The organism is Streptomyces sp. Ru73, assembly GCF_002920575.1.
GTDB lineage: Bacteria > Actinomycetota > Actinomycetes > Streptomycetales > Streptomycetaceae > Streptomyces.
Map to the genome: position 1 here is coordinate 14,925 of NZ_PQSQ01000022.1, position 23,937 is coordinate 38,861.

Annotated in this window: 18 protein-coding genes; 10 read left to right on the forward strand and 8 right to left on the reverse strand. The window is 74.2% G+C overall.

Annotated features, from left to right (window positions below):
* Positions 1–74: 74 nt before the first annotated feature.
* Positions 75–572, reverse strand: coding sequence for a MarR family winged helix-turn-helix transcriptional regulator (locus tag C3486_RS13020; RefSeq protein WP_103832814.1), 498 nt, complete (start codon positions 570–572; stop codon positions 75–77).
* Between the two features lie 158 nt (positions 573–730).
* Between C3486_RS13020 and C3486_RS13025 the strand changes: the two genes are divergently transcribed.
* From C3486_RS13025 to C3486_RS13035, 3 genes are all read left to right on the forward strand, one after another.
* On the forward strand, positions 731–1,144 hold the full coding sequence (locus tag C3486_RS13025; protein WP_103832863.1) for an organic hydroperoxide resistance protein: 414 nt from the start codon (positions 731–733) through the stop codon (positions 1,142–1,144).
* Between the two features lie 184 nt (positions 1,145–1,328).
* The gene (glnII, locus tag C3486_RS13030; RefSeq protein WP_103832815.1) at positions 1,329–2,357 is read left to right on the forward strand and encodes a glutamine synthetase; all 1,029 of its coding nucleotides are present in this window, start codon (positions 1,329–1,331) and stop codon (positions 2,355–2,357) included.
* 335 nt (positions 2,358–2,692) lie between these two features.
* On the forward strand, positions 2,693–3,235 hold the full coding sequence (locus tag C3486_RS13035; protein ID WP_103832816.1) for a winged helix-turn-helix domain-containing protein: 543 nt from the start codon (positions 2,693–2,695) through the stop codon (positions 3,233–3,235).
* On the opposite strand, the gene C3486_RS13040 is transcribed toward C3486_RS13035, so the two are convergent.
* Together C3486_RS13040 and C3486_RS13045 are read right to left on the reverse strand one after the other, a co-directional pair.
* On the reverse strand, positions 3,211–4,071 hold the full coding sequence (locus tag C3486_RS13040) for a 1-acyl-sn-glycerol-3-phosphate acyltransferase (RefSeq protein ID WP_103832817.1): 861 nt from the start codon (positions 4,069–4,071) through the stop codon (positions 3,211–3,213). The genes C3486_RS13035 and C3486_RS13040 overlap by 25 nt on opposite strands.
* Positions 4,068–4,856, reverse strand: coding sequence for a GNAT family N-acetyltransferase (locus C3486_RS13045; RefSeq protein ID WP_103832818.1), 789 nt, complete (start codon positions 4,854–4,856; stop codon positions 4,068–4,070). The genes C3486_RS13040 and C3486_RS13045 overlap by 4 nt, the downstream gene beginning before the upstream one ends.
* A gap of 396 nt (positions 4,857–5,252) precedes the next feature.
* Here C3486_RS13045 and C3486_RS13050 point away from each other — a divergent pair, with 396 nt between their 5' ends.
* From C3486_RS13050 to C3486_RS13075, 6 genes are all read left to right on the forward strand, one after another.
* The gene (locus C3486_RS13050) at positions 5,253–8,321 is read left to right on the forward strand and encodes an alpha-N-acetylglucosaminidase TIM-barrel domain-containing protein (protein ID WP_374936860.1); all 3,069 of its coding nucleotides are present in this window, start codon (positions 5,253–5,255) and stop codon (positions 8,319–8,321) included.
* A gap of 134 nt (positions 8,322–8,455) precedes the next feature.
* Positions 8,456–8,692, forward strand: coding sequence for a DUF397 domain-containing protein (locus C3486_RS13055; RefSeq protein ID WP_103832820.1), 237 nt, complete (start codon positions 8,456–8,458; stop codon positions 8,690–8,692).
* 52 nt (positions 8,693–8,744) lie between these two features.
* Positions 8,745–10,730: a hypothetical protein gene (locus C3486_RS13060; RefSeq protein WP_103832821.1), complete on the forward strand. Its 1,986-nt coding sequence runs from the start codon at positions 8,745–8,747 to the stop codon at positions 10,728–10,730.
* Between the two features lie 124 nt (positions 10,731–10,854).
* On the forward strand, positions 10,855–11,772 hold the full coding sequence (locus C3486_RS13065; protein WP_103832822.1) for a metal-dependent hydrolase: 918 nt from the start codon (positions 10,855–10,857) through the stop codon (positions 11,770–11,772).
* Between the two features lies 1 nt (position 11,773).
* Complete coding sequence (locus tag C3486_RS13070; RefSeq protein WP_103832823.1) at positions 11,774–12,859, forward strand: PDR/VanB family oxidoreductase; 1,086 nt, start codon at positions 11,774–11,776, stop codon at positions 12,857–12,859.
* Positions 12,860–12,936: 77 nt separating this feature from the next.
* A complete protein-coding gene (locus tag C3486_RS13075; RefSeq protein WP_103832824.1) occupies positions 12,937–13,635 on the forward strand; it encodes a TetR/AcrR family transcriptional regulator in 699 nt (232 codons plus the stop codon).
* A gap of 43 nt (positions 13,636–13,678) precedes the next feature.
* Here C3486_RS13075 and C3486_RS13080 read toward each other — a convergent pair whose 3' ends face one another.
* On the reverse strand, positions 13,679–15,736 hold the full coding sequence (locus tag C3486_RS13080) for an NB-ARC domain-containing protein (RefSeq protein WP_103832825.1): 2,058 nt from the start codon (positions 15,734–15,736) through the stop codon (positions 13,679–13,681).
* Between the two features lie 252 nt (positions 15,737–15,988).
* Between C3486_RS13080 and C3486_RS13085 the strand changes: the two genes are divergently transcribed.
* Positions 15,989–16,921, forward strand: a complete 933-nt coding sequence (locus C3486_RS13085; protein ID WP_258052752.1) for a PP2C family protein-serine/threonine phosphatase — start codon at positions 15,989–15,991, stop codon at positions 16,919–16,921.
* Between the two features lie 41 nt (positions 16,922–16,962).
* On the opposite strand, the gene pulA is transcribed toward C3486_RS13085, so the two are convergent.
* The 4 genes from pulA to C3486_RS13105 form a co-directional block, all read right to left on the reverse strand.
* The gene (pulA, locus tag C3486_RS13090) at positions 16,963–19,608 is read right to left on the reverse strand and encodes a pullulanase-type alpha-1,6-glucosidase (protein ID WP_103832827.1); all 2,646 of its coding nucleotides are present in this window, start codon (positions 19,606–19,608) and stop codon (positions 16,963–16,965) included.
* An 88-nt stretch (positions 19,609–19,696) separates the two neighbouring features.
* Positions 19,697–21,100, reverse strand: a complete 1,404-nt coding sequence (locus tag C3486_RS13095; protein ID WP_103832828.1) for an alpha-amylase family protein — start codon at positions 21,098–21,100, stop codon at positions 19,697–19,699.
* 168 nt (positions 21,101–21,268) lie between these two features.
* Positions 21,269–22,339 carry a LacI family DNA-binding transcriptional regulator gene (locus C3486_RS13100; protein ID WP_374936862.1) on the reverse strand — a complete coding sequence of 357 codons (1,071 nt, stop codon included), beginning with the start codon at positions 22,337–22,339 and terminating at the stop codon, positions 21,269–21,271.
* Complete coding sequence (locus C3486_RS13105; protein ID WP_103832830.1) at positions 22,324–23,937, reverse strand: glycoside hydrolase family 13 protein; 1,614 nt, start codon at positions 23,935–23,937, stop codon at positions 22,324–22,326. Before C3486_RS13105 ends, C3486_RS13100 begins: the two co-directional genes overlap by 16 nt.

A 23,937-nucleotide genomic window follows, 5' to 3' on the forward strand; every position in this document is an offset into this window, starting at 1 on the left:
CGGCACACGGGGCCGGAAGGCATCGTTCGCGCGGTGGCCGGGAAGCATCGGACGGCCGTGCGTCCCGGAGCGGGTCAGGAGCAGCCGGGGCCGTCGAGCGCCGCGGCGTCCAGGGTCTCCGTGAGGGCGTGCAGACGGCCGCGGAGGTCGGCCAGTTCGGCGAGGGGCAGGCCGGTCGCGCCCGCGATGCGGCGGGGCACGTCCTCGGCGCGGGCGCGGAGCGCGGCCCCGTCGTCGGTGAGCCGCACGGTGACCGAGCGCTCGTCGGCCGCGCTGCGCTCGCGGCGCACCAGGCCGGCCGCCTCAAGGCGCTTGAGCAGCGGGGAGAGGGTGCCGGAGTCGAGGCGCAGGTGGGCGCCGATCTGCTTCACCGGCATCTCGCCGTGCTCCCAGAGGACCAGCATGACCAGGTACTGGGGGTAGGTGAGGCCGAGGTCCCGCAGGGCGGTGCGGTAGAGGCCGCCGAACGCCCGGGTGGCGGCGTGCAGCGCGAAGCAGATCTGCTGGTCGAGCCGGAGGTAGTCCTGCGGCGCCGCCTCGCTGCCGCCCGCCTGATCCGTCGTCTCCGCCATGCCGACCAGCCTACCTCTGACTTTGCGCGCCCTCTAATTACGTACAACACAGCGGCACCCATTTAAGTTGTGCGCTACTTAATTGTGTGCTGTAGTGAGGCACGAGGAGACCGGGCCGGACGGCGGCCCCGGCTCCGACCTGGAGAGGGATGGTGGCGATGAGCGCTCTGTACACCGCGGCGGCGACGGCCGGCGGACGCGACGGCCGGGCCGTGAGCTCCGACGGACAGCTGGACCTGCGACTGGCGATGCCGCCCGCGCTCGGCGGCGACGGCGCGGGCACCAATCCCGAGCAGCTGTTCGCGGCCGGTTACGCGGCCTGCTTCGCGAGCGCGATGGGACTGGTCGGCCGGCAGGCGAAGGTGGACACCAAGGACGCCTCGGTGACCGCCGAGGTCGGCATCGGCCCCGACGCGGACGGCGGCTTCGCACTCTCCGTCACGCTCCGCGTCGAGCTGCCGGAGTCGCTGTCCGGCGAGTCCGGCCGGCGGCTGGTCGAGCAGGCGCACGCGGCCTGCCCGTACTCCAAGGCGACCCGCGGCAACATTCCCGTGGAGATCGTCATCGAGTGAGCCGGGCACTATGCCCGGTTACCTCCGTGAACGCCCCGCCCCGCTCGGGGTGGGGTGCGTCACGGGAGGCCCTGAGTAACACGGGGTTCACATTCGAGCAATGGCCGGGAAACGGCCGGTTGCCAAGGTGCCTGGATACGCCCGCACGCGTATTCGTACTACCCCGCAGGAAGGGCAAGCTCCCGTGAGCATCAAGGCCGAGTACATCTGGATCGACGGCACGCAGCCGACCGCCAAGCTCCGCTCGAAGACGAAGATCCTCGCCGAGCGCACCGAGCTGGCCGAGCTGCCGCTCTGGGGCTTCGACGGGTCGAGCACCAACCAGGCCGAGGGCCACGCCTCCGACCTCGTGCTTAAGCCGGTCTTCTCCTGCCCGGACCCGATCCGCGGCGGTGACCACATCCTGGTGCTGTGCGAGGTCTTCAACACCGACATGACCCCGCACTCCTCCAACACCCGCGCGGCCCTGCGCGAGGTCGCGGAGAAGTTCGCGGACCAGGAGCCGATCTTCGGCATCGAGCAGGAGTACACCTTCTTCGAGGGCACCCGCCCGCTCGGCTTCCCCGAGGGCGGCTTCCCCGCCCCGCAGGGCGGCTACTACTGCGGTGTCGGCGCCGACGAGATCTTCGGCCGCGAGATCGTCGAGAAGCACCTGGACAACTGCCTCGCCGCGGGCCTCGGCATCTCCGGCATCAACGCCGAGGTCATGCCGGGCCAGTGGGAGTTCCAGGTCGGCGCGCTGCCGCCGCTGGAGGTCTCCGACCACATGTGGGTCGCGCGCTGGCTGCTCTACCGCACCGCCGAGGACTTCGGCATCTCCGCCACCCTGGACGCCAAGCCGGCCAAGGGCGACTGGAACGGCGCGGGCGCGCACACCAACTTCTCCACCCGGGCGATGCGCGAGGGCTACGACGCGATCATCACCGCGTGCGAGGCGCTGGGCCAGGACGGCAAGCCGCTGGAGCACGTGCGCCAGTACGGCACCGGCATCGAGGACCGCCTGACCGGCGCCCACGAGACCGCCCCCTGGGACCAGTACAGCTACGGCGCGTCCGACCGCGGCGCCTCGGTCCGCATCCCGTGGCAGGTCGAGCGGGACAAGAAGGGCTACATCGAGGACCGCCGCCCGAACGCCAACGTCGACCCGTACGTGGTCACCCGCCTGATGGTGGACACCTGCTGCACCGCCCTGGAGAAGGCCCTCCAGGTCTGATCCGGAAGGCCGGGACGCACCGCCCCCGGCCACGCAACTCCCGTGAGGGGCGTTCCGCTTGACGCGGGGCGCCCCTCGCGCATGTCCGTCCGTATGACGGGCGGACGAAGGACAGATCACGTCCGGTCTGGTTCAATGGGGGCATGGCCAGCATCCACGACAGCGCGACGGGTCGCACCGACCTCGAGCCGTTCTGGCCGTCCCGGCAGGATCACCTCTTCGACCGTCTGTGTTGCCGCGCGCACTGAGCGCGGGCCCGCAACGCACCTGACCGGCAGCCCTGCCCGCGCGCACGACGTCCCCAGACGCCCCTCTGCGCGAAAGAGCTGACCTCCATGACGAACGTCCGACCCCTTCCTGCCACTCCCCCGACGGCCACCGTTCCCGCTCCGCCCCGGCTGCGTGCCGTGGCACCCGGCGAAGTCCCGCCGGTCGCCGATCTGCTGGGTGCCGACGCCACCTGGCTGCCGGCTCCCCCGCACACCCTGCCCGAGCTGCCCGGCCGGCCCCCGATGGTCGGCTACCTCGTCCTCGTACCGGCCGCCGAGAAGCCGCAGGAGCGGCCCGAGACGCCGGCCGCCAGTTACGGCGAGGGCGGCGTACGGGTCGATCCCGAGCGCCGCACCGTCCACGTCCAGGGCCGCCAACTCGACCTCACCTTCCTGGAGTTCGAGCTGCTGGCACATCTGGTGGCGCACCCGCAGCGGGTGCACACCCGCGACCAGCTGGTGACGACGGTGTGGGGTTACGGGCATGTCGGCGACGGCCGCACGGTCGACGTCCACATCGCCCGGCTGCGCCGCAAGCTGGGCGCCGCCCACCGCTCGTCGATCGTGACGGTGCGGCGGGTCGGCTACAAGTACGTGCCGGTCTCCTGACGGAGGCCGCGACGGCGGTGGCCGAGGATCACCTCCTGGGCCACCGCCGCCAGCTCCCGGCGGTCCCGCCCGTGCGGCAGCAGCGGCGGATGCACCGTGACCCGGGCCGTGAGGGCGCGCGCCGCCAGGACGCGGCGGAGCGAGGACGCCAGGTCCTCCTCGCCGACGAAGGCGGGCACCGTGGAGGGCGCGCCGTGCTGCAGGTAGCGGACGGTGACCGGGCGGACCGGCGCGCCCGCGTCGATGGCGGCCTGGAAGGTCGCCCGCCGGAAACCGCCCTCGGTCGCCGAGCACCACGTCGTGGCCTGTGGGTAGACCACCACCGAGCGCCCGGCGCGGAGCTCCGCGGCGAGGTCGGCCACGGCCTGCGGGAGGCCGCGCGGGCTGCTGCGGTCGATGAAGCGGGTGCCGGCGCGCCGGGCCAGCGGGCCCATCACGGGCCAGCCGCCGACCTCCTGCTTGGCAAGCATGGTGACCGGCTCGACGGCGAGCAGCGCGAGGATGTCCAGCCAGGAGATGTGGTTGACCACGACGAGCGTGCCGCGGCCGCCGGTCCCGCCGCCCGCCACGCGCAGCGGCGGGCCGTCGTGGACCAGGCCGACGCCCAGCGCGCCCAGTGCGGCGCGGGCGTGCCGCCGCAGCCGTCCCGGTTCCGCGAGCCGGTCCCGGTCGGCGGCCGCGCGCAGCAGTACGTGGGTGAAGGACGCGGCGCGGCGCGCCGTCCCGGCGAGCGGCACCCGGGGCGCGGCGTGCTCGATGCAGCCGGACGTGCAGGTGGAGAGCACGTCCCAGATGCCCGTCCGCGCGCTGCCGGGCGTGGCGAGGTGGGTGCTCATCGCTGGTCGCCCAGGAAGAAGCGCCGGTACCGGTCGCTGAGCCGGTCCATGTCGAGGACGACGAAGAAGTCGGCCACGTCGAACTCCGGGTCGTGCGCGGGCGCCCCGCACACCCAGGCGCCCACCCGCAGGTAGCCGCGGAGCAGCGGGGGCAGCTGGGCGTGGGCGGCGGCCCCGGTGGCGGCGGCGGTGCCGGCGTCCGGCAGCCAGGGGCGGTGCGGCCGTACCCGCAGCTCCTCGGGGGCCGCGTGCTTGCCGCGGCCCAGCTCCCAGGCGGCGCGGGCGCACCGGCCGCCGTCGGCGAGCGGTACGGAGGCGCAGCCGGCGAGGTAGCGGTGGCCGGACAGCAGGGTGTAGCGGGCCAGCGCGGCCCACATCTGGTTGATGACGGCGCCGGTGCGGTGGCGGGGGTGGACGCAGGAGCGGCCGGCCTCGATGAGCGAGGGGCGCAGCGCGGCGAGCGCGGAGAGGTCGAACTCGCCGTCGGAGTAGAGGCGTTCGCTGCGGCCCGGCGGCAGCAGCCGGTAGGTGCCGACCACCTCGCCCGTCGCGGTTTCGGTCACGATCAGGTGGTCCACGAGGTCGTCGTAGTCGTCGATGTCGTGGCCGGGCAACGGGGAGTGCAGGGTGGCGCCCATCTCCTCGCCGAATACCTGGTGGCGCAGCCGCTGCGCGGCGCGGATCTGCGCGGTGGAGTCGGCGATGGCGGTGGTGTACGCGGGGGTGGCCTGCGGTGTGTGAGGGGGTTGCGGGTACGGGGTCGTCGTCGGAAGAGATGTGGACATGACAGCTCCGATCCGGGTGAGCGAGGTCCGCCCGGCAGACTGTTCCCCCGTCCGGCGCCCCGTCGCGTGACGCCCAGGAAGAGCGCGGGTAAGAAACCGCCGAACACTGGCCCTCCCCGGGGCCGGGGCAACGCCCGGCGCCGTCGCCGCGAGAGCCGGCGGGAGCGCGCTCTCCCCCTTTCACTCCACCGGCCCACACCAGCGACATTCGGCGCGTTCTGGTCGTATCAACATCCTTGGACACGAGCTGATCGACCGTTAGCGTTTCCCCTCGCACGTAACCGTTGATACTGCCGAGCAGTGGGGGCATGCGTGAGCCACGTCACTAGACGAAACGTGTTGGGTACCGCGGGTGCCCTGGGTGTCGCCGCAGCGGTCGGCGGGCATACCCCCGCCATGGCCGCCTCCGCCGTACCGGAGCCGGCGCGCCCCGCGGACCCGGCCGGCCGCAAACCCCCCGCAGCCCCCTTCGACACCGCACCCGCGCGCGCCGCGCTCCAGCGTCTCCTCCCCCGCCACGCCGACCAGTTCCGCCTCACCCCCCAGAAACGCGCCGCCGGCACCGCCGACCGGTTCCGCGTCACCGGCTCCCCCGGCCGCATCCAGGTCGCCGGCACCAGCCCGGCCGCGATGCTCACCGGCGTCAACTGGTACCTGAAGTACGTGTGCCAGGCGCACATCTCCTGGGCCGGGCAGCAGCTGGACCTGCCCGCGAAGCTCCCCGCGCCCAAGGCACCGCTGGAGCGCACCACCAAGCTCGTCCACCGCTTCGCGCTCAACGACACGCACGACGGCTACACCGCGCCGTACGCCGACTGGGCGCACTGGGAGCGGACCATCGACGTGCTGGCGCTGCACGGCGTGAACGAGGTACTGGTCACGCCGGGCTCGGAAGCCGTGTACCACCGGGTGCTCAAGGACTTCGGGTACTCCGACGCCGAGGCGCGTGCCTGGCTGCCGGCACCGACCCACCAGCCGTGGTGGCTGCTGCAGAACATGAGCGGCTACGGCGGCCCGGTCAGCAAGGAACTGCTCGCCAAGCGCACCGACCTCGGCCGGCGGATCGCGGGACGGCTGCGCTCGCTGGGCATGCACCCGGTCCTGCCGGGCTACTTCGGCACCGTCCCGGACGGCTTCGTGAAACGCAACCCCGGTGCCAAGGTCGTCCCGCAGGGCACCTGGTCGGGGCTGAAGCGGCCGGACTGGCTGGACCCGCGGACGCCGGTCTTCGCCAAGGTGGCGCGCTCCTTCTACCGGCACCAGAAGGACGTCTTCGGCACGGTCCGGCACTTCAAGATGGACCTGCTGCACGAGGGCGGCGACCCCGGCGACGTGCCGGTGCCGGCCGCGGCGAAGGCCGTCGAGAAGGCCATGCTGGCCGCCCACAAGGACGCCGTGTGGGTGATACTGGGCTGGCAGGAGAACCCGCGCCGCGATCTGCTGGACGCCGTCGACCACCAGCACCTGCTCATCGTGGACGGCCTCTCGGACCTGGACACGGTCAAGGACCGGGAGAAGGACTGGGGCGGTGTCCCGTACGCCTTCGGCACCATCCCGAACTTCGGCGGCCGGACGACCATAGGGGCCAAGACCCACATGTGGGCCGAGCGGTTCACGAAGTGGCGGGACAAGAAGGGCAGCAAGCTGGCCGGCACGGCGTACATGGCCGAGGCCGCCGAGCGGGACCCGGCCGCTTTCGAGCTCTTCAGCGAGCTGGCCTGGCGGGACGACGCGGTGGACCGCACCGCGTGGTTCGACGGGTACGCGGACGCCCGGTACGGCGGCAAGGACGCCAAGGCCCGGGCGGCGTTCGCGGCGCTCCGGGAGAGCGCGTACGAGATCAGCAGCAAGGACGGCCGGCCGCACGACTCCATCTTCGCCGCGCGCCCGTCGCTGTCCGCCCGGTCCGGTACGCACTACGCCACGCACACCCCCGCGTTCGACCTGGCCCGCTTCGACACCGCGTTCGCCGCGCTGCTCGGCGTCCGGCCGGCGCTGCGGAACAGCGACGCCTACCGGCTGGACCTCACCGACCTGGCGCGGCAGGCGCTGGCGAACCGCTCCTGGCAGCTGATCCCGCAGCTCCAGGACGCCTACAAGCGCAAGGACCTCGACGCCTTCCGCAAGCTCGCCCGGCTGTGGCTGCAGCTCATGCGACTGAGCGAGGAGATGACCGGCGCGCACCGGCACTTCCTGCTCGGCCCCTGGCTGGAAGCGGCCAAGCGGATGGGGACCGGCGACAAGGAAAAGGCGCAGCTGGAGCACTCCGCGCGGGCGCTGATCACCACCTGGGCCGACCGGCCCACCGCGGACGGCGGGAAGCTCGCCAACTACGCCAACCGCGACTGGCACGGCCTGATCGGCGACTTCCACCTCCCGCAGTGGCAGCGGTACCTGGACGAGCTGGAGGACGCGCTCGCCGGGAACCGCAAGCCGAAGTCCTTCGACTGGTACGCCATCGAGGAGCCGTGGACGCGGGAGCGCAAGAGCTACCCGCTGCGGCCCACCACCGACGCCTACCGCACCGCGCAGAAGGTGCACCAGGTGCTCGCCAAGGCGCCCTACCAGGGCCGGGTCGTCGTCGCTGCCGAGCCCTCCGCGATGGAGCCGGGCGGCGCGACCACCCTCACCGCGACCCTGCACAACGTCAGCGGACTGCGGGACACCGGCCGGGTGGACTTCGCGCTGAGCGGGCTGGACGCCCAGGACCGCGGCCCCGTCTCGCTGCCGTCGATACCGGCCGGCGGCAAGGGAGACGTCGACTGGCGGGTCGCGGCCCCCGCCGAGCCACTGACGTCGCCGCTCAAGCCGATGCCGTACGAACTGACGGTGAGTTACGGACCGAAGGGCGAGACGCCGGTCTCGGCGGTGCAGTCGGGCACCCTCTTCGTGGCCGGTCCGCTGGACGAGGAGCTGCGCACGGCCACCACGAACGAGGCGGTTTTCGGACAGCTCGACGGGCGGTTCGCCATCGACGGCGCGGGCGCCGACCTGTGGAAGGCCACCGCCGAGTTCGGCACGGTCTACCGCGCGGGAGCGCTGCGCGCCGGCGGCTCGGTGACGGTGAAGGTCACCGAGCAGTCGGCGAGCGGACCGTGGGCGCGGGCCGGGATCGCGGTGCGCAACAGCCTGGAGACGGCGGGCTCGCCGGGGTTCGTGAACCTCTCCGTCACGCCGGAGAACGGGGTCGCGCTCTCCTGGGACACCGACGGCGACGGCACGCTGGACCGGTACGAGCGGGTCACGGGCGTCAAGGCGCCGGTGACGCTGCGCCTCTCACGGGAGGCGGGCGGCGCGTTCAAGGGCGAGTACTCCACGGACGACGGCGCGACCTGGCGCCCCGTGGCCACCGCCACCGTGCCCGGCGCCGCCGCGGCGCAGGACGCCGGCCTGCACATGTCGGCGGCCAACGGCGGCTCGGGCACCCGCGGCCGGGCGGAGTTCAGCGACTGGCGCACGGACTGACGCGCCGGACCGGCACGACGGCGGCCCCGGACGGCAAGGCGACTGTCCGGGGTCGTTCGTTCGCTCCCCGTGGCCGGTGCGCGCGGCGTACGCTGACCTCCGTACCGACCCGGCTATCGCGAGGAGTGCACCGCATGAGCGCCGCAGCTGAGAAGGAGTGGCTCTACGCCCTCGACATCTCCGACGCCGTCTGGCAGCGCGCCCCCGGGGACGCCGAGGAGGCCGTGGAGATCGCGTTCCTGGAGCGCGGCGCGGTGGCGATGCGCAATTCCACCGACCCCGACGTCGTGCTGCGGTACACCGAGGGCGAGTGGCGCGCCTTCGTCCTGGGCGCCCGGGACGGCGAGTTCGACCTCGACCGCCGGCACTGAACCGGCCCGGTGGTCAAAGTGACCATCCCATGAATCACTCGTTCTACGGAACGTGGAACAGCAGCAGGCAATAACCCCGCCACCGGACCGCACCTCCCCGCTCGGCATGATCGACGTGGAGCAGGCCGAGGCCGCGCTCGTGGAGCACTACCCCCGGCTGGTCCGGCTGGCCTACCTGGTGCTGCCGCCCGGGCTCGGCCGCAACCGCCGGGTACTGACCGCGCACGCCGTGACCCAGCGGGCACTGCCCCGGCACCGCACCGCCGCCGCTGACACCGTGCTGCCCGCGCAGCGCACCGACGGCCGGCCGGCGCCGGACCCCGGGTACGCCTTCGTACGGCAGCGGGTGCTGCGCGCGGCGCTCGCCGCCGGCCGCCCGGCGCTGCGGTTCGGGTCCCGGCGGCTGCCGCTCCCCCAGCTCCCCCCGCTGCTGCCCCAGGTGTGGGGCCTGCGGCTCTTCCCGCGCTCCGGCGGCGCCGACGAACTCGCCCTGGACCAGGCCCTCTCGGCGCTCTCCGCGCCGGCCCGCGCGGCGTACGCGCTGCGTGGCCTGGAGGGCCTGGGCGACCGCGAGGTGCGCCGCATCCTGGCGGCCGCGGGCGTGGCGGCGCCGCGCGAGGCGCTGGCCGAGGCGGACGCCGCCGCGGCCCCGCCGGGCAGCCGGGACGGCTCGCTGCTGGACTCCGGCGAGTTCGACCCCTGTTCGCTCCAGGCGCGGCCGACGGACCTCATCCGGCGGCGGCAGCACGTACGGGCCGCGCTGGCCGCCGCCGTCGCGGCGGCGGTGTGCGGGGCGCTGCTGGCGCTGCCGGGCGACGGCTGGGGCCGGGACGACGGCGCGGCGGCGCCGCCGTACGCGCGCAACGCCGCGGCCGAAGCGGCCCTGAAGCCGGCCGAGTTGACCCGCGCCCCCGGTGACGCCTGGCGGACCGCGGTCCGTACGGACTTCTCGGCCTGGCCGGCGCGCGGCGGCCGGACGCACGACACGGCCCTGCTGCGCCGCGCGCTGGCCGCCTGGGCCAGACCCGGCGACCGGGTGCAGGTCTCCGCGACGCCCGGCACGCCGTCCGGCCCCGCGGCCGGGCCCGCGCAGCTGCTGTACGCGGGCGAGGCGGACGGCGCCGCCGTGGTGCTGCTGTACGACGGGCTGCGTGTCGTGCGGTACGCGGAGGCGGCGGACGGACCCGGCGGCGGTGCCGCGCTGGACTTCGCGCGCACGGACGGCGCGGACGCGGCCGGCGCGGCGGCGCTGGTGCTCAGCCGCACGGACGACAACGTCCGCTATCTCACGGCTCCTTGGGTGCGTTCGGTGGCGCTCGCCGATCTGACCGGAGGGCCGGAGGAGCGCGCCGCGCCGCTGCACCGGTCGGCGGACGGCGTGACGGACCCGGTGCCCGCGCCCGCGCGCGGCTCGTCCTGCACCCGCTGGCCCGCACTGGAGATGACCGGCCACCTCTACACCGACCTGGGCGAACTGACCCCGGCCCGGCTGACGTACGGCGCTCCCGGCCGGGCTGCCGAGCCGGCCGGGCGGGCGGCGCGGACGGCCTGGGCGCGTACGGCCTGCCAGCTGCCGGCCGTCCGGGCGCGCGGCGTGCGGGAGGTGAACGCCTGGGAGTACGCGCGCCAGCGGCTGCCGGAGCACGGGGGCACGGCGGCGTGGCTGTGCACCCGTGCCGAGACCTGGCGCGGTCCGGGGAGCCGGACGATGGCGCAGTTCCAGCCGCCGGTGGCGGGCGACGGCGACGGGCCGGGCACGCGCCGCTATCCGCCGGGCGCGGTGGCGGCCCGCTCGGAGGGCGGCCGGGACTGCGGGCCGCGGTCGCCGCACGCGCTGGCCGGGGTGCTGTGGAAGTCGGCGGCCGGGCACTGGTGGCTGGTCGCCGCGGGCAGCGACGAGGTGCGCGGGGTGGCGGCGGGCGGCGGGGTGACCGGCCGTACGAAGGGCCGGCTGCTGGCGGTGCGGGCCACGGCGGGCGCGCACGCGCGGCTGACCGCACGGCTGCCGGGCGGCGGCCGGTTCACGGCGCTGCACTGAGGGGCCGCGCGCGGAACGGGCCCGCGGGGGCACGGACGGCCGTCCGTGCCCCCGTCGTGCGTCCGGCGGGAAAACTCCGTGCAAGGGGGTGTCGCTCCCACTTACCCGCCAGTACATTGACGCCATGTCTAACAAGGCCCCGTTGCGGCCCGCGCCGGTCGCGTCGGAACACATCCCGCTCAAGGCCCGCAACGTCGCTTTCGACTGGACCCGGACGCCGCTGCACTGGGTCCCGGGCGATCCGTCCACCACCCACACCATCAACGTGCTGCACCTCCTGCTGCCGGCCGGCGAGCGCTGGTTCGTGCACGTCTACAAGCAGGTGCTGCCGTACATCCGGGACGAGCGGCTGCGCGAGGACGTCATCGGCTTCATCGGCCAGGAGGCGATGCACTCCCAGGCCCATGACGATGTGCTGCCGCACCTGAAGGCCCAGGGCCTGGACCCCACGCCGTACACCGCGCAGGTCGACTGGCTCTTCGAGAAGCTGCTCGGCGACCGGACCCTGCCGCCCGGCCGGGCCCGGCAGTGGTGGCTGCTGGAGCGGGTCGCGCTGATCGCGGCGATCGAGCACTACACCGCCTTCCTCGGCGACTGGGTGCTCAACGCCGAGGCGCTGGACGCCAGGGGCGCCGACCCGACCATGCTGGACCTGCTGCGCTGGCACGGCGCCGAGGAGGTCGAGCACCGCTCGGTCGCCTTCGACCTCTTCATGCACCTGGACGGCGGCTACCGGCGGCGCACCCGCACCTGGGCCACCGCCTTCGGCGCGCTGGTCTTCCTGTGGCAGCGCGGCGTGCGCTTCTTCATGGCGAACGACCCGACGCTGCTGGAGGGCAAGGCCAGTTTCAAGGAGTTCTTCCGGGCCGGGCGGCAGGGCGTCCTGCCCACCACCGGCGCCGTGGTCCGCACGATCCCGCAGTACCTGCACCGCACGTACCACCCCTCGCAGTACGGCAGCACGGCCCAGGCCGCCGCCTACCTCGCCGCCTCCCCCGCCGCGACCGCGGCCGAGACCCGTACCGCTCCCGGAGCCGCCTGACATGACCGCCATCCTCCGCTCCCGGCGCCTGCGCGCCGCCGCGGTCGCCACCGGCGCTGCCGTGCTCGTCAGCCGCGCCCTGCGCCGCCGGGTCAAGGACTCCCCGCTGTGGCCGTTGCCGGCCCTGGAGCAGCCGATATCCGGCACCGGCCGGACCGGCACCGGGCGCCGCGAACTCCTGGTCGTCGAGCGCACCGAGGAGGCCGAGGGCGTCGTACGGCTGCGCCTGGCGGGCGACGCGCTGCCGGCCTGGGAGCCGGGCGCGCACATCGACCTCGTGCTGCCCTCGGGCGCGGTGCGGCAGTACTCGCTCTGCGGCGACCCGGCCGACACCGGGACGTACACCATCGCCACCCGGCTGATCGAGGACGGCCGGGGCGGCTCGCGCGAGGTGCACGAGCAGCTCCAGGAGGGCACGGTCGTGGCGGTGCGCGGCCCGCGCAACCGCTTCCGGCTCGACGAGTGCCACGCCTACCTCTTCGTCGCGGGCGGCATCGGTATCACGCCGATCCTGCCGATGCTGCGCCAGGTGGAGCGCGAGGGCGTGCCGTGGCGGCTGGTCTACGGCGGGCGGTCGCGCGCGTCGATGCCGTTCCTGGCGGAGATCGAGAAGCTGGCGGGCGCGAACGGGGACCGGGTGACGGTCGTCGCGGAGGACGAGGACGGGCGCCCGGACCTGGCCGCCGCGCTGGCCGACGCGCCGCCGCACTCCGCGGTGTACTGCTGCGGCCCGCAGCCCCTGATGGACGCCGTCGCCGAACTGCTGCCGGAGGGCCTGGAGCTGCGCACCGAGGCGTTCGCGCCGGCGGCCCGGGAGACGGGCGGCGCCTTCGAGGTGGAGCTGCGGCGCACCGGCCGCACCGTGGCGGTGGCCGAGGACCAGAGCATCCTGCGCGCCATCCGCGAGCAGGCGCTGCCGGACCTGCCCTACAGCTGTGAGCAGGGCTTCTGCGGCACCTGTCGGCAGCACGTCGTCGAGGGCGACATCGACCACCGCGACGAGCTGCTGACCGACGCCGAGCGCGACGACCGGATGCTCATCTGCGTCTCGCGGTGCCGCGGAGAACGCCTGGTGCTGGACCTGTAGCACCAAGCCCGGCGCGGGCCCGGCCGGTCCCCGCCGGTGGCATACCGCTGCCGCACCCCGGTCGTTAGGGTGTTCGTATGACGACCGGGGTGCGCCGCAGGATGGGCGTCGAGGAACGCCGTGAACAGCTGATCTCCGTGGCTCTGGACCTCTTCAGCCACCGCGCCCCGGAGGACGTGTCGATCGACGAGATAGCCGAGGCCGCGGGCATCTCGCGGCCGCTGGTCTACCACTACTTCCCCGGCAAGCAGAGCCTGTACGAGGCGGCGCTGGGCCGGGCGGCCGACGAGCTGGCGGCCCGCTTCGTCGAGCCGCGCGAAGGGCCGCTGGGCGAGCGGCTGCTGCGGGTGATGGGCCGCTTCTTCGACTTCGTCGACGAGCACGGGCCGGGCTTCTCGGCGCTGATGCGGGGCGGTCCGGCCGTCGGGTCCGGCCGCACCAGCGCGATGATCAACGGCGTCCGGCAGTCCGCGTACGAGCAGATCGTCGCGCACCTGGGGCTGGCCGAGCCGGCGCCCCGCATGGAACTGGTGATCCGGTCCTGGATCTCGCTCGCGGAGTCCACCGCGCTGCAGTGGCTGGACGGCAAGCGCATCCCGCGCGAGGAGCTGGAACGGCAGCTGGTGCACGACTTCGCCGCGCTGGCCGCGGTGAGCGCCGCGTACGACGAGGAAATGGCGGGGACGCTGCGGGCGATCCTCGCCGCCGAGCCGATCGACGGCCCGTTCGCGGACCTCGCGGCGCGGCTCTTCGCGCTGGTGCCGACCGACGCCTGAGCGCGGCCGGGCACCCGGCACGCGCAGCCTGCCCGGGTGCCGGTCAGTCCGCCGACGCCAGGAGCGACGGCTCGCCGAGCGCGTAGGCGATGCCGTCCTCCGTGCCGGCCGAGAGGCCCCGCCGGAACTCCTTCTCGTACACCGCGTCGCCGAGGGTCGCGCGCAGCCGCTGCTCGCAGCCGGCGCGCGCGGCGCTCAGCTCGGGGGCGCCGAACTGGCGGCGGCCGACGGTGAGCCAGATCGCGTCCGCGACGCCGAGCAGCCGGGCCCCCGCCACCCCGCGGTCCGCCGCGCCGAGCACGGCGGCCAGCACGTCCAGGATCATCGCCGTGCACAGGCTGTCCCGCAGGGTCCGCATCCCCGCCAGCGCCTCGCGGCCGTGCGCCAGCGCCGACCCGATGTCGGCCAGCCCCAGCTCGGCGGTGGCCTGCATGTACCCGGCGAAGCAGCGCACCCACAGCTCGCCGCGGCGCTCGCACTCCGCGCGGGTCACCGCCGCGTCCGCCGCCGCCTCGGCGAACTGCCCGCACTGCAGCTGGACGAAGTGCCGCAGCAGCCGGGTGAGCAGCCAGGCCGCGGGGTAGCCGCGGCCGTCGCCCGGGCTCTCCGGTGCCGCGTCCAGCACCTCGCAGGCGCTCCGCTGGTCCCCCTTGAGGCAGTGGGTGCCGCCGACGAGGTAGGTCACGGCGTGCCGGACGTCGGGGTCGTCCTGCCCGGCCACGGCCTCGGCGAACTGCCGCCCGGCCGCCGCCGCGACGTCGAGGTCGCCCTGGATCAGCGCGAGGGTGCCGTGGCTCCACAGGCCCTTCGTGCGCTCCGGGCAGTCCTCCGGCACCAGCTCCAGGGCGCGCCCCAGGTGGCCGCGCCCCTCCCGCTGGCGGCCGCAGCCGAACCAGAAGAACCACAGGGCGCCCGCCGCCTCCAGCGCGGCCCGGCCGTCGCGGCGGGCCACCAGGAAGTCCAGTGCCGCGCGGAGGTTGGCGTGCTCGGTGTGCAGGCGACGGTGCCACGCGACCTGGGCCGGGCCCATGCAGGCGGCGTCACCGGCCTTGGCGAGTGCGCGGAAGTACCCGGCGTGCCGGTCCCCGACGGCGGTGGTCTCGCCCAGTTCGGCGAGCCACTGGGCGCCGTACTCGCGGAGGGTGTCGAGCATGCGGTACCGCGGCGGATCCGCCGATGGGTCGCACTGCACGACGGACTTCTCCGTGAGTCCCCGCAGCACGGCCTCGACCCGGTCCTCGGGCAGCGGGCCGCCGGAGCAGACCGCCGCAGCGGCCTCCGGTGACCAGCCGCCGCGGAAGACGGACAGCCGGGCCCACAGCAGGCGTTCCAGTGGCTCGCACAGCTCGTGGCTCCAGCCGATGGTGGTGCGCAGGGTGCGGTGGCGCCGCGGCGTACGGCCGTCGGCGGTCAGCACCTCGAAGCGGGCGTGCAGCCGGGCGAGCAGGTCGGGCACGGTGAGGGCGCCGAGCCGGGCCGCGGCCAGTTCGATGGCGAGCGGGATGCCGTCCAGCCGGCGGCAGAGCTCGGCGGACTCCGCGGGGTACCGCTCGGTGAGCCGCCGGCCGGGGGCTGCCGCTTCGGCGCGGTCCCGCAGCAGGGCGAGCGCGTCGCTCATGGCGGGGTCGGCGCTGCCGGGCGCGGGCAGGGACAGCGGCCGCAGCGGGAGGACGTGCTCCGCGTCCCGGCCCAGCGGCTGGCGGCTGGTGGTCAGCACGGTCAGGCCGGGCGCGGCGGCGAGCAGCAGCTCCGCCAGTTCCCCGCAGGCCGCGAGGAGGTGCTCGCAGGTGTCCAGGACGAGCAGCAGGCGCTTGTCGGCGAGCCATTCGCAGAGCACGTCGGTCTGGTGCCGGGTCGTCTGGTCGGCCAGCCGCAGGGTTTCGGCGAGGGTGATGGCGAGCAGGGCCGGGTCCTGGAGCGGGGAGAGCTCGACGATGTGGACGCCGTCGGGGTGCCGGTGGCGCAGGGCGTGTGCCGCGCGGGCCGCGAGCCGGGTCTTGCCGACACCGCCGACGCCGCTGAGCGTGACCAGGCGGCGCTCGCGGAGGGCCGCGCCCAGTACTGCCAGTTCGGCGGCCCGCCCGATGAAAGTGCCGTTCACGTCCGCTCCTCGCCGCCGGGCCGGCCGCGGGTGCCGGCGCCCGTTCACCAGCAGTCCGGCAAGCATGGCCGTGCGCGCGACGCCGGGCGCTCCGGCTTACGGAAACGACCGTCTTGGCACCACCCGTCGACACATCCGACCGCTGGATGATCGGCTCTCACCAGCTTCGGGCATTCGCTTTCGGGCATTCGATGACACTGCAAGAGTGGCCCTCCCACTGCCGCAGCGTGGGAGGAACGTGGGTTGGCCGGCATGGAGTTCATCGGCGCTTGGCTCGGGTACGGCTGCGGCTTCGCCGCCGGTCTGGGCTGCGGCCTGCTCGCCGTACGGGGCTTACGGGCCGCCCGGCGGGCCGCCCCCGCCCCGCCCGCACCGGCCCCGACCCCGGCTCCGGACGCCCACCACTGCCAGGAGGCCGCGCTGGTCGCGGTCGCGCAGGCCACCCAGCAGGCCCTGCTGCGGCCCTTCTCCGGGGAGGTGGGCGGCGTCGGGATGGCAGCGCGCTACCTCCCCGCAGCGGAGAACGTCCTGGTCGGCGGCGACCTCATCAACGTCGCCCACACCCCGTACGGCCTGCGGGTGCTGGTCGGCGACGTGCGCGGCCACGACCTGGAGGCGGCCCGGCTCGCCGCGGTCACGATCGGCTGCTTCCGCGACCACGCCTTCACCACGCCCGACCTGGTCCGGCTGACCGGCATCCTGGACGAACGGCTCTGCGCCGAGCTGGACGAGGAGGGGTTCGTCACGGCGGTCCTCGCCGAGTTCGCGCCCGGTGAGGTGCGGCTGGTCAACTGCGGTCATCCGGCGCCGCTGCGGCTCGGCGACCGGCTGGAGCCGCTGGCCCCGGCCGATCCGGGGCCGCCGCTCGGCCTGCACCCGGCCCCGCGCATGCAGCGGGCCCGGCTGGCCGCCAACGAGCGGCTGCTGCTGTACACCGACGGGCTCATCGAGGCGCTCGACGCGCACGGGGTGCCCTTTCCGCTGGACGAGCGGGTCCGCGAGGCGCTGGCCCGGCCCGCCCTCGACGACGCCCTGGAGGAGCTGCACACCCTGCTCAAGGCGCACACGGCGGCGCCGCTCCGGGACGACCTGGCGCTGCTGCTGTGCCAGCCGGGCGTCCGTCCCCCGGTGCCGCAGGTGCCCGCGCTGCGGGACGCCGGGGAACGGACGGGCGGCCTGGCCTGAGCCGGAGCGGCGCCGCCGGCCGGCCGCGGGTCAGCCGCTGGTCAGCCGCGGGTGAAGACCGCGACCGTACGGCCCGGCACGGTGAAGGTGCCGGTCCCGCCGTCGTACGCGGCGGTCTTCACCACCGGGTCGGCACCGCGGGCCTGCACCGGGTGCAGCCGGTACGGCGTGCCGGCCACGGCCCGCACGGTCTGCCGCTGCGATGCCGGGGTGGCGTTGAGGACCACGACCAGCCGGCCGAGCCGCATGGTGAGCACGCCGGGCGTCTCGCCGGGCCCGGACAGCGGGAAGGACAGCGTCCGCTGCACCGCGTCGGCGGTGGCCAGGCCGAAGTCCGGCTCGGCGGCGCGGATGCGGGTCAGGTCCCGGTACGCGGCGGAGGCCGCCGTGATCTCCGCGCAGCCGGGGCGCAGCGCCGGGTCGGCCAGCAGCGGCCGGGCGTACGGCCACTTGTCCTTGTTGTCGGCGGCGGGCGGCAGGCCGCGCCCGAAGCCGTTGCCGTCGGCGCAGTTCCAGTGCACGGCGTTGAACCAGTCGCCGCTGTCGAAGGAGTTGCGGTCCAGCGACTTGGAGCGGAGCAGGTCGCTGCCGGCCTGGGAGAGCGCGGGGCCCTGGGAGAGGGTGGCGGTGGCCATCGCCAGCACCTGCATACGGGCCCGGTCGGCGGGCTTCGTGCCCTGCGGGAGCTTGTAGGCGAGGGCGTCGTAGAGGGTCTCGTTGTCGTGCGCGTCGGCGTAGGCCAGTGCGTCACCGGGCGCCGCAGCGTAGCCGGCGGGTGCGCCGTTGTAGTCGACCTGGGAGCCCTTGACGGTGCGGCCCGCGCTGTCGGTGAAGGTGTAGTCGGCGAGGCCGCCGGTCAGCCCGACCTTGATCAGGTCCTGGTAGTGCAGCAGGCGGGCCTTCTGCTCGGCGCGGCTGCCGTTGGCGGGCGAGGAGTTGGGGTCGGTGTAGAGGCCGGAGGCGAAGCCCTGGACGCGCGGGTCGGCGTCGAAGGGGCCGCCGCCGCGGATCGCGTCGCGGGACCGGTCGTCGAAGGTGGCGATGCCGGTGCCGGCCATGTTCTGCTGCGTGGCCTGGACGAAGCGGGCGTCGTTCGCGACCTCGCCGAAGTTCCAGCCCTCGCCGTAGAGCACCACCGACTTCCCGTCCACGCCGTCCTTCGCCGGGGTGAGCGCGTCCAGGGCGCGGCGTACGGCGAGGATGTTGGCCTTGGGGTGGTGGCCCATGAGGTCGAAGCGGAAGCCGTCGACCTTGTACTGCTTCGCCCAGGTGACGACCGAGTCGACGACGAGCTTGCCCATCATGGTGTGTTCGGGCGCGGTGTTGCTGCAGCAGGTGGACGTGGCGACCGTGCCGTCGTCCAGCAGCCGCTGGTAGTAGCCGGGGACGATGCGGTCGAGGACGGACTTGGGGTCCTGGCCGCTGGCGACCGTGTGGTTGTAGACGACGTCCATCACGGTGCGCAGCCCGGCGCCGTTCAGCCCCTGCACCATGCGGCGGAACTCGACGGTGCGCGCCGTGCCGTCCGGGTCCGAGGCGTACGACCCTTCGGGCACGGTGTAGTGCAGCGGGTCGTAGCCCCAGTTGTAGGCGTCCTTCGCGGCCGTCTTCCCGATGCACTCCTGCTGCTTGTCGGAGTCCGCCGGGTACGACGCGAGGTCGCAGTCCGGTACGGCCTGGTCGGCGCGGCGTTCGGGGATGGTCCCGATGTCGAAGGCGGGCAGCAGGTGGACGTGGGTGGTGCCGGTGCGGGCCAGCGACCGGAGGTGCTTCATGCCGGCGGAGGACCGGTCGGTGAAGGCGAGGTACTGGCCGGGGTGCTTCGACGTGCGGTCCGCGACCGAGAAGTCCCGGATGTGCAGCTCCTGGATGCGGGCGTCGCGCAGCGGCACGGCGGCGGGCTTCTTCAGCCCCGCCCATCCCTTGGGCGCGAGCCGCGGGTCGGTGAGGTCGGTGACGAGGCTGCGCGCGGAGTCGGCGGTGAGCCCGGTGGAGTAGGGGTCGGTGACCTTGTTGGTGACGGTCTTCCCGGCGGCGGGCGCGAAGACGGTGACGGCGTACCGGTACGGCTTGCCGGCCCAGTCCCGCTCGCCGCGCACGCGCCACACGCCGGTGCGGTCGTCCCGCGTCATGGGCACGGTGCGGCCGTCCAGTTCGAGCGCGACGGTGCGGGCCGTCGGGGCCCAGACGGCGAGGGTGGGGCGGCCGTGGTCGAAGACCGGGCCGAGCCGGGCGCGGGAGGCGGCGGCGCCGTACAGGTCGTCCAGCACGCCGGGGATCTGCACGCCGGTGGCCTCGCGCAGGCTGCCGTCGGCGGCCCGGCGGGTGGCGACGAGCCGGTCGCGGAGGGCGGTGGCGGCCTGTGCCCGGTCGCGGGGGTCGACGGTGAAGGCGGGGAAGTCCTTCAGGTGCGGGTGCTTGGCGCGTTCGGCGGGCGTGAGGGTGCCGGGCGCGAGGCGCAGCCGGCGGTCGCCGTCGGGGCCCGATTCGAGCTGGAGGGTGCCGCCGGCCGGGTCGGGCGCCCCCTTCCAGACGACGGTGTCCCGGTCGATCCACTGGGCTTCGGCCTTGGCCGGGTAGGGCTGCTCGGCTGCGGTCGCGGGGGCGGCGCCGGGCAGGGCGGCGGCCGCCGCGGCACAGAGCGCGGCGGCGAGCGCGGTGACGGTTCGGCGGAGGGTGCCGGTCACGGCGGTTCTCCTCGGTGGGGTGAAGGGCCGCCCGGCAGGCGGGGAGGTCGCCGGGCGGCCGGATCGGTGGGCCTGACGCGCCTGCGGGTCAGCCGCAGCTGCGGGCGCCGGTGTGCAGGGCGAGGGCGGTGTTGGGGCCGAGGGTGGCGGTGAACCGGCCGGCGCCGTCGACCGTGACGGTGCGGCCGCTCTGGACGTCGCAGTAGTTCCCCGTGGGCAGCGCGCTCTGGAAGGTGCGGCTCAGGCTCGACGCCTCGTGGTTGATCGCGACGTACGCCTTGTCGCCGCGTCCGAAGGCGATCGCGTCGTTGCCGTTGTCCCACCAGTTGGTGACGGCGGCGCCGGCGGCGGTGTTGCGGAAGGCCACCATGGACTTGATCTCGGGCCACTTGTGCTGGCACTTCCAGCCGTCCTGCCAGCAGGCGTTCACCGTGCCGCCGTTGGGCGGTCCGGCGTCGTTGTCGGAGAACTCGTAGCCGGAGTGGACGTCCGGGGAGCCGTAGGGCCAGGCCAGCATGAAGACGTTGGCGAGGGTGTAGTCGGCGCCGTTCTTGTAGCTGAGCGTGGAGCCGTTGCGCTCGGTGTCCCAGTTGTCGACGAAGACGCCGGACTTGCCACTGGTCATGTACCCCCAGCCCTCGCCGAAGTTCTTCAGGTAGGCCAGCTTCTCGTTCTGGAAGACCCGCTTGAGGTCGCGGCCGTAGCGGAACTCCTGCACATCGCCGTTGCCGAGGTACTCGCTCGGCGAGACCGCCTCGCCCTCGCCGTGGATGGCCTCCTGCTTCCAGTACACGTTCGGGTTGCTGAGCTGCGACTTGATCGCGGCCAGATCCTCGGCCGGCATGTGCTTGGCCGCGTCGATGCGGAAGCCGTCCACGCCGAGCGCGAGCAGGTCGTTGAGGTACTGCGCGAGGCGGGAGCGGACGTACGGCTCGCCGGTGTCCAGGTCGGCCAGCCCGACCAGCTCGCAGTGCTGCACGTTCCAGCGGTCCTGGTAGTTGCTGACCTGGGCGGTGCAGTCGTCCATGTCCTGCGGCTGGTAGATGCCGGGGTAGGTGTACTTGGAGTACGAGGAGCCGCCGGTGCCGGTGCCGGAACCGGCCGACATGTGGTTGATGACGGCGTCCGCGACGACCTTCACGCCGGCCGCGTGACAGGCGTCGACCATGTTCTTGAAGGCCGTGCGGTCGCCGAGCCGTCCGGCGATCTTGTAACTGACGGGCTGGTACGAGGTCCACCACTGGCCGCCCTGGATGTGCTCGGTGGCCGGGGAGACCTCGACGTAGCCGTAGCCGGCCGGGCCGAGGGTGTCCTTGCACTCGCGCGCCACGGAGTCGTAGCGCCATTCGAAGAGTTCGGCGGTGACGTCCTTGCTGCCGGGCGGTGCCGCCTGGGCGGGGACGGCGACGGCCGCCGCGGCGAGCGCGAGGGCAGCGGCCGCACAGCCGCGGGCCAGGGATCTGCGGCGGACCGGGGAACTGCGGTGGGGCATGGTTCCTCCTGAGGGGGATGGAAGGCCTTGCCCGGCAACGCGCCATGCCCGTAAGGCCGTTGCAGTTGTAGCCCGGACACGAAGTTGTTGCAAGGACTTACGCAAGACATTGCAACGGTGTTACCTTCAAGCCCGCAAGCCCCGGTCCGGCCGGCCGGGGGCCCGCCGTCACGCGGGCCCCACGCGCCCGGCCGGCCGGACCGGTCCCCCCGGGACCGGGCCCGTCGAGCCGCGCACCACCAGCTCCGGCTGGAAGACGAACTCCGTGCGCTGCACGGGATTTCCCTGGATCTCCTCGATCAGCGCGCCCACCGCGGCCGTCGCCATCGCCTGCACCGGCTGGCGCACGGTGGTCAGCGGCGGGTCGGTGAAGGCGATCAGCTGGGAGTCGTCGAAGCCGACCACCGACAGCTGCCCCGGCACGGCGAGCCCGCGCTCCCGGGCGGCCCGTACGACGCCCAGCGCCATCAGGTCGCTGCCGCACACCACCCCCGTGCAGCCGGCGTCCAGCAGCGCGGTGGCCGCGGCGTGCCCGCCCTCCACGCTGAACAGCGTGTGCCGCACGAACCGTTCCGCCTCCTCCTGCCGTAAGCCGAACAGCTCCCCCATGACCGCGGTGAACCCCTCCGCCTTGCGCCGGGACGGCACGTACCGGGCCGGCCCCACGGCCAGCCCGATCCGGGTGTGCCCGAGCGCGGCGAGGTGGGTGACGGCCATCCGCGCAGCGGCCCGGTCGTCGGGCGAGACGAACGGCGCGTGCACCCGCTCGTTGTAGCCGTTGATCAGGACGTACGGCACGCCCCGCGTGGTGAGCCGGGTGTAGCGGGCCGGATCGGCGCCGGTGTCCGCGTGCAGCCCGGAGAGGAAGACGATGCCGGTGACGCCGCGCGCCTCCAGCTGCTCGACCAGCTCGTCCTCCGTGGCGCCGCCCGGTATCTGCGTGCAGAGCACGGGCGTGTACCCGTGCCCCGCCAGCGCCTGCTCGATGATCTGCGCGAACGCCGGGAAGATCGGGTTGGTCAGCTCCGGGATGACCAGCCCGACCAGGCCCGCGCTGCGCCGCCGCAGCCGCACCGGACGCTCGTACCCGAGGACGTCCAGTGCGGCCAGCACCCGCTGCCGGGTGGCCCCGGCCACCCCGCTCTTCCCGTTGAGCACCCGGCTCACGGTGGCCTCGCTGACGTCGGCCTGTGCCGCGATGTCCGAGAGCCGCGGGGGCAGTGTCACTCCGCCCACCAGACGGCCGTGTCGGCGGCCAGCTCGTAGGTGCCCGGCTGCCCCGGTATCTCCTGCGGCAGCACGCCGCTGGAGAGCAGCGGGCGCCCGGGGACGGTGATCCGTACGGGCTCTGCGGTGGTGTTCACGGCACACGTGAAGCCGCCGGTGCGGCGGAAGTGCAGCACGCCCTCGGGCGCGGGCCGCCACTCCACCGCGTCGCCCGCGCCGAGCGCGGGGTGCTCCTTCCGGAGGGCGAGCGCGGTGCGGTACAGCTCCAGCGTGGAGTCCGGGTCGCCGGTCTGCGCCGCGACGCTCAGCCCGGCCCACTCCGCCGGCTGCGGAAGCCAGCTGCCGCCGGTGCCGAAGCCGTACGGCGCCTCCGTACCGGACCACGGCAGCGGCACCCGGCAGCCGTCCCGCAGCCCGTCCTGCCCGTTCTCCTTGAAGAAGGACGGGTCCTGGCGGACCTCGTCGGGCAGGTCGGTGACCTCCGGCAGGCCCAGCTCCTCGCCCTGGTAGACGTAGGCGGAGCCGGGCAGCGCGAGCATCAGCAGGGCAGCGGCGCGGGCGCGCGGCAGGCCGCCGCCGAGCCGGGTGCGGTGGCGGACCACGTCGTGGTTGGAGAGCACCCACGTCGTCGGCGCGCCGACCGGCCGCATGGCGTCCAGCGAGGCGTCGATGGCCTCGCGCAGCTCGGCGGCGTCCCACCCGGTGTTGAGGTAGTGGAAGTTGAACGCCTGGTGCAGCTCGTCGGGGCGCAGGTAGAGCGCGGTGCGGTCGGCGCTGGGCGTCCACGCCTCGGCGACCGCGATCCGCTCCCCCTCGTACTCCTCCAGCACCTGCCGCCAGGAGCGGTAGATCTCGTGCACCCCGTCCTGGTCGAAGAAGGGCAGCACCTGGTTGCCGAGCAGCTTGAGCTGTTCGCCGTGGCCCATGTCGGGCAGCCCGGCGGCCTTGACCAGGCCGTGCGCCACGTCGACCCGGAAGCCGTCGACGCCGAGGTCCAGCCAGAAGCGCAGGATGGAGCGGAACTCGTCGCGTACGGCCGGGTGCTCCCAGTTGAAGTCGGGCTGCTCGGGCGCGAAGAGGTGGAGGTACCACTCGCCGTCCGGGAGCCGGGTCCAGGCGGGGCCGCCGAAGATGGACTCCCAGTCGTTGGGCGGCTCCTCGCCGTTCTCGCCCCGGCCCTTGCGGAAGTGGAAGCGGTCCCTGAGCGTCGAGCCGGGTCCTTCGGCGACCGCGCGGCGGAACCATTCGTGCTGGTCCGAGCAGTGGTTCGGGACGATGTCCACGATGATGCGCAGGTCCAGCCGGTGCGCCTCGCGGATCACCGCCTCGGCGTCCGCGAGGGTGCCGAACATCGGGTCGATGGCACGGTAGTCGGCGACGTCGTAGCCCGCGTCGGCCTGCGGCGAGGCGTAGAAGGGGCTGAGCCAGACGGCGTCGACGCCCAGGTCCTTGAGGTACGGCAGGCGGGCGCGGATGCCGGCCAGGTCGCCCATGCCGTCGCCGTTGCCGTCGGCGAAGCTGCGCGGGTACACCTGGTAGATCACCGCGTCGCGCCACCAGCCGGTGGCAGTGGCAGCAGTGGCAGCAGTGTCGTTGGGCCGCTGTGTCAT

What these genes read in the sequence shown, in the direction of transcription:
- C3486_RS13020 (WP_103832814.1), bottom strand. Translation starts at nt 572, where the DNA reads ATGGCGGAGACGACGGATCAGGCGGGCGGCAGCGAGGCGGCGCCGCAG.
- C3486_RS13025 (WP_103832863.1), top strand. Translation starts at nt 731, where the DNA reads ATGAGCGCTCTGTACACCGCGGCGGCGACGGCCGGCGGACGCGACGGC.
- C3486_RS13035 (WP_103832816.1), top strand. Translation starts at nt 2,693, where the DNA reads ATGACGAACGTCCGACCCCTTCCTGCCACTCCCCCGACGGCCACCGTT.
- C3486_RS13040 (WP_103832817.1), bottom strand. Translation starts at nt 4,071, where the DNA reads ATGAGCACCCACCTCGCCACGCCCGGCAGCGCGCGGACGGGCATCTGG.
- C3486_RS13045 (WP_103832818.1), bottom strand. Translation starts at nt 4,856, where the DNA reads ATGTCCACATCTCTTCCGACGACGACCCCGTACCCGCAACCCCCTCAC.
- C3486_RS13050 (WP_374936860.1), top strand. Translation starts at nt 5,253, where the DNA reads ATGGCCGCCTCCGCCGTACCGGAGCCGGCGCGCCCCGCGGACCCGGCC.
- C3486_RS13055 (WP_103832820.1), top strand. Translation starts at nt 8,456, where the DNA reads ATGAGCGCCGCAGCTGAGAAGGAGTGGCTCTACGCCCTCGACATCTCC.
- C3486_RS13065 (WP_103832822.1), top strand. Translation starts at nt 10,855, where the DNA reads ATGTCTAACAAGGCCCCGTTGCGGCCCGCGCCGGTCGCGTCGGAACAC.
- C3486_RS13070 (WP_103832823.1), top strand. Translation starts at nt 11,774, where the DNA reads ATGACCGCCATCCTCCGCTCCCGGCGCCTGCGCGCCGCCGCGGTCGCC.
- C3486_RS13075 (WP_103832824.1), top strand. Translation starts at nt 12,937, where the DNA reads ATGACGACCGGGGTGCGCCGCAGGATGGGCGTCGAGGAACGCCGTGAA.
- C3486_RS13085 (WP_258052752.1), top strand. Translation starts at nt 15,989, where the DNA reads ATGGAGTTCATCGGCGCTTGGCTCGGGTACGGCTGCGGCTTCGCCGCC.
- C3486_RS13095 (WP_103832828.1), bottom strand. Translation starts at nt 21,100, where the DNA reads ATGCCCCACCGCAGTTCCCCGGTCCGCCGCAGATCCCTGGCCCGCGGC.
- C3486_RS13105 (WP_103832830.1), bottom strand. Translation starts at nt 23,937, where the DNA reads ATGACACAGCGGCCCAACGACACTGCTGCCACTGCTGCCACTGCCACC.